We start from the raw sequence: 6688 nt of genomic DNA, 5'->3' as shown, positions 1-6688 counted from the left end.
GTGCCGGGGCTGGAGCCGGTGCAGGCGCCGGAGCGGGGGCCGGCGCGGGGGCCGGCGATGGCGCGGGAGCCGGAGCCGGTGCGGGCGACGGCGCGGGGGCCGGCGCAGGTGAAGGGGACGGAGCGGGAGCGGGGGRAGGCGCCGGTGCCGGCGAAGGGGCTGGCGCAGGCGCGGGCGTCGGCGCATCCGACACCGGCGGCGGCGCGCTGACGTCCTCGCTGTCCTTGCCGCCGCAGGCGGCCAGCAACGCAACGCTGAGGAAGGTGGCCGCCAAGTGTCGGCCGTGGTGGCCGTGGCGAAGGACGTTTACAAACGGCATGACGCGTCTCGCTTGCTTGCAAATGTGGCGCTTCGTGTCACCGGAACACGCCCGTTCGGGGCGGGTTCCGTCAGGACACGACGGTCATCCCCGGCGTTCGGGGGGCATACGGCCAGGGCTGCAGGATCGGTGCCTGCTGCCTCAGGCGTCGTGCACCCGCTCGCCGTCGACGCGCAACGCGCCCTGCCCCGCCAACTCCGCCACGAGCTGACGACAACCGGTCGACGCATCGGCCCAGCCGAGCTGCCGCGCGATGCCGGCGAACAGCCGCGTCGCCTCGGCCCACGCCAGCAACGCCGGCCAGTCCTGCGAGCGCTGCTCCATCAGGCGGTACTTCAGCAGCACCTTCGCGCCGTGGCGCGCATGGCGCAGCGGATCGGCGCGGAAGCCGGCGAGCCGCGAGCGGGCACGCGACAACGCGCCGGCCACGTCGTCGAACGGCGCGCCATGGCCGGGCACCACGGTCCGCACCGGCAGCCGCTCGACCAGGTCGAGCACAGCACCGACCTCGTCGAACGCATCGACACCGTCGAGCTCCGGGAACACCACGCCGAAGCCGTTCTCCCACAGCGCATCGGCCGACAGCAGCACGCCCTCATGCGCTTCGAACAACATCAACGACTGCGGATCGTGGCCCGGTGCCGCCAGCGCCTGCCACGCCCGGCCGCCAGCCTGCAGCACCTCGCCCGGTGCCAGCGACGACTGCGCGGTGAAGCGCTCGCACAGCTGGCCGGTCGCGCGGTACGACAGCGCGTCTTCGTCCCACGCCTGCACCGTCTGCCAGCTGGCGCTCGGCACCGTGACGGCAGCACCCAGCGCGCGCTGCAGCGTCGCGTTGCCGCCGCAGTGGTCGGAGTGCAGGTGCGTGTTGACGATGCGCGCGAGCGGCGCGCCGGCCAGCGCCTGCCGCACCAGCGCCAGCGTCTGCGGCGCATGCAGGCAATGGCCGCTGTCGACCAGCACCGCGCCCTCGCCCTGTTCGTCGTGCATGCCGTGCAGCAGCACGTTGTTCGACGACAGCCAGCCGCGCTCCAGCACCTCCACGCCGGTGGGCAGCGGTGTCGTCATTGCCGCACGGCCTCGATGCCGATCTGCAGCTTCACCGTGTCGCCGACGACCGGCAGCCCGTAGGTGATGCCGAAGCCGCTGCGCGAGAACTCCGCCTCGAAGTCGCCGCCGCAGACCTCGCGCTTGAGCACCGGGTGCTCGTAGCAGTTGAAGCTGACCGCGCGCAGGCTCAGCGGCTGCGACGCACCGTGCAGCGTCAGCTCGCCGCGCAGCTCCACCGGCTTGCCGTCGGCGAAGCGGAACTGGCTGGCGACGAAGTAGGCCTGCGGGTGGTTCTTCACGTCGAGGAAGCTGTGGCTGCGCAGGATGGTGTCGAGCGGCGCCACGCCGCTGTTGATCGACGCGGTACCGATCGTGATCGACGTTTCGCCTTGTTGCGCCGCACGATCGAGCGTGACGTGGCCGCTGATGTCGTCGAAGCGGCCGCGGCTGGTCGAGGTGCCGAAATGGCGCACCTCCCACTGGATGTGGGTGTGCGCCGGATCGATCAGGTAGACCGCCTGCGTTTGGTTCGCGGCCGGTGCTTGCGCGGCCGCCAAGTGGGCACCCGCCAGCAGTGCGGAAGCCACCAAGCTGCCCCGCAAGAACGCGGGTTTCAGAGCAGTGAAGGAGGAGGACATGCGTGCTCTCGGGGACGACAGGCTGCCGATAATGCGTCATCCGGCCGATCGCTGCCGCCAAGGACCTCCATGCCCGCAGTTCCGGCGGAATCCTCCACCTCCTCGCCGCACCTCGGCGCTGACCTGGCGCGCCTCGTGGCCGACGAGCAGACGGCGCTGCTCTACCAACGCTCGCACACCGCCACGATGACCGGCGTGCCCTTCGCGCTGCTGGTGTGCTGGGGCCTGATCCCCTACGACTCGCCGCTGCAGCTGTGGGCCTGGTTCGCGATGCGCTGCACCATCACCGGCACGCGGCTGCTGCTGCGCCAGCGCTTCTTCGCGCAGGCCGAGCCGGCGACCCGGCCGTGGCGCGGCCGGCTGCTCGCGGTGCTGGCGGTCGACGGCTTCGTCTGGAGCCTGGCCGTGGCGTGGCTGAGCCCGCCGCACCACCCCGACATCGTCGCGCTGATGGTGGCCTCGCTGGTCGGCGTGTCGGCCGTGGCGCTGTTCGTGCTGCAGGCCGCGTGGTCGGCGTGCGCGTCCTTCCTGGTGTCGCTGCTGTTGCCGGTGGTGGTGGCGCAGGCGCTGCAGGATTCCCGCGCTGGCATGTTCACCGCGATCGGCGTGCTGCTCTTCCTCGGCCTGATGCTGTGGGAGGCGCGCCGCGCCGAGCTGCGCATCCGCGAACTGCTGCGGCTGCGCTTCACCACCGACCGCATCGCCGAGGAGCGCGCCGAGGCGCTCGCGCTGGCGCAGCGACAGAGCAGCGTGAAGAGCCAGTTCCTCGCGACAATGAGCCACGAGATGCGCACGCCGCTGCACGGCATCCTCGGGCTCGCGCGATTGCTGCGGCGCCAGCCCGAGCCGCCGACCGCCGCGCAGTGGGACGTGATCGAGCGCGCCGGCGAGCACCTGCTGGCGCAGATCAACGACATCCTCGATTTCTCGCACCTGCAGGGCGGCACGATCGCGCTCGCGCAACAGCGCTTCGACCTCGCGCAGCTGGTCGACGACGTGGTCGCGCAGTCGTCCCCCGCGGCGAGCGAGCGCGGGCTGCTGCTGCAGGCGCGCCTGTCGATGACACGCCCGGCGCTGGTGGTGGGCGATGCGGCGCGGTTGCGCCAGGTGCTGCAGCAATTGCTGGGCAACGCGATCAAGTTCACCGAGGCCGGTTCGGTGACGGTGATCGTCAAGCACCACCCGGTGCGCGGGCGGGTGCGCATCGACGTGCGCGACACCGGCATCGGCATCGCGGCGGTCGACCGCGGCCGCATCTTCGATGCGTTCCAGCAGGGCGACAACTCGTTCCGACGCCGCTACGGCGGCACCGGCCTGGGCCTGACGATCGCACGCGAACTGGCGCGCGCGATGGGCGGCGACCTGGTGTGCACCAGCGTGCCGGGCGAGGGATCGAACTTCCGCCTGACGCTGGCGCTGCCGACGGCGCCGGAAGACGCACCGGTCGAACCCGCCGCCGCGACCGGCGAGCGCAGCGGCCGCCTGCTGAGCGGCCACGTGCTGCTGGCCGAGGACAACCCGGTGAATGCGCTGGTGGCCGAGGCGGCGCTGCAGGGCCTGGGGCTGTCGGTGCAGGTGGTGGGCGACGGCGAGCAGGCAGTGGCGGCGTTCAAGGTGCACCGGCCCGACCTGGTGCTGATGGACTGCCAGATGCCGCTGATGGACGGCTTCGAGGCGGCACGCCGCATGCGCGAGCACGAGCAGGAGGCCGGCGACGGCCGGCGCACGCCGATCGTCGCGCTGACCGCCAATGCGATGGACGGCGACCGCGAGCGCAGCCTGGCCGCCGGCATGGACGACCACATGGCCAAGCCGTTCCGCGACGATGCGCTGTGGGCGACATTGCGGCGGCTGCTGGCGCAAGGCAGGGACTGACCGCCGTCAGGGAAGCGTCATCGGGCTTTCATCAGGCATCGATAGAGTCCGCCGGTTTTCAACCGACGACCTCCCCATGCAGCACCCGTTCCTCCACCGGCGCCACCTGATCGCCGCCTCGATCGCTTCTCTCTGCGCACTGGCCGCGTGCGGCGGCGGCGGTGACAGCGGCCCTGCGGACGGAGGAACCGTCTCCGCCCCGCCGGCGCCGCAAGGCCTGGGGCATGCCGACACCGCGCCGGTGGCCGATGTGCAGGCGGTGCCGCCCTTCGTCGACTTCGCCGCCACGAACCAGCGCGGCGACGCCCGCTATGCAACGCTGGACACGAACGCCGGCGTGCGCGCCGTCTCGGGGTTTCTCGACATCTGGAAGCCGAGCACGCTGCTCGTCGATGCGGGGGCCAGCGCCGCCGCGAACGGCAGCTTCCCCGCGGTCGTGACGTCGAGCTGGAGCGGCATTCCGGGCGACGCCACCGACGGCACGGTGCTCAACGCCGGCACGCACGCAGCGAACATCCAGTACGTCGTCGACCTCACGTCCCGGCGCACCGCGGCCCAGGAGCTGGCGGCCTACCTCGACGACCGGCGCGGCAAGGGCTACAGCGTGACCGACGGCCTCGGCCCGGTGACGAGCGCATGGCGCACCGCGGCCCAGCAGACCACCACCATCTCGAGCATCGCGGCCGACGCGAACAGCGTGCTCTACAACGACGGCGGCAACAACATCGGCGTGGGCGGCAGCGGCAACGCCAGCTTCGGCAGCGTCGTCGACTTCATCGGTGCCATCGGCACCAATGCGTCCACCGAGCCGGCCAAGCGCTTCTACAAGTACGCGCGGCCGTGGCGCTGGAGCACGAGCGTCGTGGTGGCGCCGTCGCTGGTGCCGGCGAAGAGCAGCACGCCGACCACCGACGGCGGCTACATCAGCGGCCACTCCRCGGAAGCCACGCGCGATGCCGTGGCCATGGCCTACGTGTTTCCGCAGCGCTTCCAGGAGATGGTGGCACGCGGGCTCGAACTCGGCGAGAACCGCATCCTGGCCGGCATGCATTCGCCGCTCGACGTGATGGGGGGCCGCATTCTCGGCCAGGCTTCGGCGGCCGCGAACATCGTGGACCCCGCCAACGCCGCGCTGAAGCAGGCCGCCTTCGCCCAGGCGCAAGGCACGCTGAAGGCCGCCGCGGGCGTGACGACGGCCGAAGCGCTCAACGCCTTCGCCCACTCGGCCGACACGTCGACCGATCGCTTCGCGGATCGCGCCGCCAACCGGGTGGCCTACCTGCGACGCCTCACCTACGGGCTCACGCCGATCGGCGACACCAGCAAGGCCGCCACGGTGCCCAAGGGGGCCGAAGCGCTGCTGGAAACACGGCTGCCCTATCTCGATGCGGGCCAGCGCCGCGTGGTGTTGAAGAGCACGGCGCTGCCGTCGGGCTACCCCGGCCTCGATGACAAGGAGGGCTGGGGCCGCCTGAACCTGTTCGCCGCCGCTGACGGCTACGGCGCGTTCACCGGCGACGTGACGGTCGGCATGGACGCCTCGCTCGGTGGCTTCAGTGCCGCGGACGCCTGGCGCAACGACATCGCCGGCGCCGGCAAGCTCACCAAGGCCGGCACAGGCTCCCTGACGCTGGCCGGTGCCAACACCTATTCGGGCGGCACGGAGATCACGGGCGGTTCGCTGGTGGCGGGTTCGGCCACCGCCCTCGGGGCGGGCGACGTCTTCGTCGGTGCAGGCACGCTCGTCTGCAGCGCACCGTCCACGCTGTCGATCGGCGGGGCGCTCTCGGTCCTGGGCGGTGCCAACCTGACGCTGCAGATCGGCGATGCGGGCGCGGGCCGCGTCAGCGCCGGCGGCACGGTGACGTTGACGGGCGGCACGCTGACGGTGACCTTCAAGCCCGGGTTCGCCCCGAGCGTGGGCGACACGCTGAGCGTGCTCAAGGGCACGAGCCTGCGTGGCAAGTTCAGCACGATCTCGGTGACCGGCTACAAGGTCACGCCAACCTACACGGCCACGCAGCTGCTGCTGAGCATCGACGGCTGAGCCCGTCAAGGGCGGYGCGTCCGCCCTTGACGCTCAGTGCCCGCCGCCCAGGTACGCCGCCTTCACCGCCGGATCGTTCTTCAGCCGCTCGGCCGGGCCGTGCACCGAGATGCGGCCGTTCTCGAGCACGTAGCCGTAGTCGGCGACGTTCAGTGCCGCGGCTGCGAACTGCTCGACCAGCAGCATCGTGACGCCCTCGGACTTCAGCCGCGCGATGATGCGGAACACCTCTTCGACGAGGATCGGCGCGAGCCCCATCGACGGCTCGTCGAGCAGCACGATCTCGGGGTTCAGCATCACCGCGCGCGCCATCGCGAGCATCTGCTGCTCGCCGCCCGACAAGGTGCCGGCGAGCTGCTCGCGCCGCTCCTTCAGCCGCGGGAAGAGTTCCAGCGCGCGTTCCAGGTCGGCCTTCACGTCGCCGCGCGGGCGGCTGCCGGTCAGCCGCGGGAAGGCGCCGAGCGTCAGGTTGTCGGTCACCGTCATCGTCGCGAACACGCGGCGGCCTTCGGGCGAGTGCGCGAGGCCGCGCTTGGCGATGTGGTACGACTCCAGCCCGTCGATGCGCTGGCCGTTCAGGCTGATCTCGCCGGCGCTCGGCTTGATCATTCCGGAGACGGCGCGCATCGTGGTCGTCTTGCCGGCGCCGTTCGAGCCGATCAGCGTGACGACCTTGCCGCGTGGCACCTCGATCGAGATGCCGTGCAGCACCTGCACCTTGCCGTAGCCGGCTTCGAGCTTCTGGATGGTCAGCATGTC

Annotated in this window: 6 protein-coding genes; 3 read left to right on the top strand and 3 right to left on the bottom strand. The window is 71.5% G+C overall.

Going from position 1 to position 6688, the window contains the following annotated elements:
- The coding region (locus tag AC1D1T_RS11925; protein WP_477991915.1) for a hypothetical protein at positions 1-210 on the top strand (210 nt) is incomplete at its 5' end.
- Between the two features lie 250 nt (positions 211-460).
- Here the strand turns inward: AC1D1T_RS11925 and AC1D1T_RS11920 are convergent.
- Together AC1D1T_RS11920 and AC1D1T_RS11915 are read right to left on the bottom strand one after the other, a co-directional pair.
- Entirely contained in the window at positions 461-1387 is a 927-nt protein-coding gene (locus AC1D1T_RS11920; RefSeq protein WP_465111552.1) for an MBL fold metallo-hydrolase, read from the bottom strand.
- Complete coding sequence (locus tag AC1D1T_RS11915) at positions 1384-1956, bottom strand: YceI family protein (RefSeq protein WP_477826600.1); 573 nt, start codon at positions 1954-1956, stop codon at positions 1384-1386. The genes AC1D1T_RS11920 and AC1D1T_RS11915 overlap by 4 nt, the downstream gene beginning before the upstream one ends.
- A 120-nt stretch (positions 1957-2076) precedes the next feature.
- Here AC1D1T_RS11915 and AC1D1T_RS11910 point away from each other — a divergent pair, with 120 nt between their 5' ends.
- The gene (locus tag AC1D1T_RS11910) at positions 2077-3882 is read left to right on the top strand and encodes an ATP-binding protein (protein ID WP_477826599.1); all 1806 of its coding nucleotides are present in this window, start codon (positions 2077-2079) and stop codon (positions 3880-3882) included.
- A gap of 76 nt (positions 3883-3958) precedes the next feature.
- Positions 3959-5929: an acid phosphatase gene (locus AC1D1T_RS11905; RefSeq protein ID WP_477991914.1), complete on the top strand. Its 1971-nt coding sequence runs from the start codon at positions 3959-3961 to the stop codon at positions 5927-5929.
- Positions 5930-5962: 33 nt separating this feature from the next.
- On the opposite strand, the gene AC1D1T_RS11900 is transcribed toward AC1D1T_RS11905, so the two are convergent.
- Positions 5963-6685 (bottom strand): ABC transporter ATP-binding protein, encoded by a 723-nt coding sequence (locus tag AC1D1T_RS11900; RefSeq protein WP_047502042.1) that lies wholly within the window; start codon positions 6683-6685, stop codon positions 5963-5965.
- Positions 6686-6688: the final 3 nt, after the last annotated feature.

It is taken from the genome of Rhizobacter sp. P2_H3 (genome assembly GCF_056403355.1).
The sequence above is the reverse complement of the archived record's forward strand: the minus strand, read 5'-3'. Positions and strand labels throughout refer to the sequence as shown.

Bases quoted from the DNA above. Each gene is read 5' to 3' on its own strand.
- AC1D1T_RS11920 (WP_465111552.1), bottom strand. From the start codon at position 1,387: ATGACGACACCGCTGCCCACCGGCGTGGAGGTGCTGGAGCGCGGCTGG.
- AC1D1T_RS11910 (WP_477826599.1), top strand. From the start codon at position 2,077: ATGCCCGCAGTTCCGGCGGAATCCTCCACCTCCTCGCCGCACCTCGGC.
- AC1D1T_RS11900 (WP_047502042.1), bottom strand. From the start codon at position 6,685: ATGCTGACCATCCAGAAGCTCGAAGCCGGCTACGGCAAGGTGCAGGTG.